We start from the raw sequence: 442 nt of genomic DNA on the forward strand, positions 1-442 counted from the left end.
TTCGCGCTCTGGCGCGGGCAGCGCCTGGAATCCATCGAGGTGCTCGCCTGCGCCGACTACCCGCGGCCTGAACTGGCCGTGCGCGACTACCTGGCGCGGATCGGCGAATCGGTGGCGAACATCGACTCGGTCTGCCTGGCCTGCGCCGGTCCGGTCGGGGCGGCCGATTTCCGTTTCACCAACAACCACTGGGTGATCAATCGTGCCGCGTTCCGCGAGGAGCTGGGGCTGGATCACCTGCTGCTGGTCAACGACTTCAGCACCATGGCCTGGGCCGCCTCGCGGCTAGGTGCGGACGAGCTGGTGCAGGTCCGCGCCGGCAGTGCCCAGGCGGATCGCGCCCGGCTGATCATCGGTCCCGGCACCGGCCTTGGCGTCGGCAGCCTGCTGCCGCTGGGCGGGGGACGTTGGGAAGTGCTGCCCTGCGAGGGCGGGCACGTCG

Annotated in this window: 1 protein-coding gene; it reads left to right on the forward strand. The window is 70.8% G+C overall.

Features of this window, described 5'->3' with window-relative positions; genetic code table 11:
* Positions 1 to 442 (forward strand): glucokinase (locus FLO80_RS23895; RefSeq protein WP_188078410.1); only part of this gene is annotated, 442 nt, incomplete at both ends.

Origin of the sequence: Aquicoccus porphyridii, assembly GCF_008369105.1 — a bacterium.
Taxonomy (GTDB): Bacteria; Pseudomonadota; Alphaproteobacteria; order Rhodobacterales; family Rhodobacteraceae; genus Aquicoccus; species Aquicoccus porphyridii.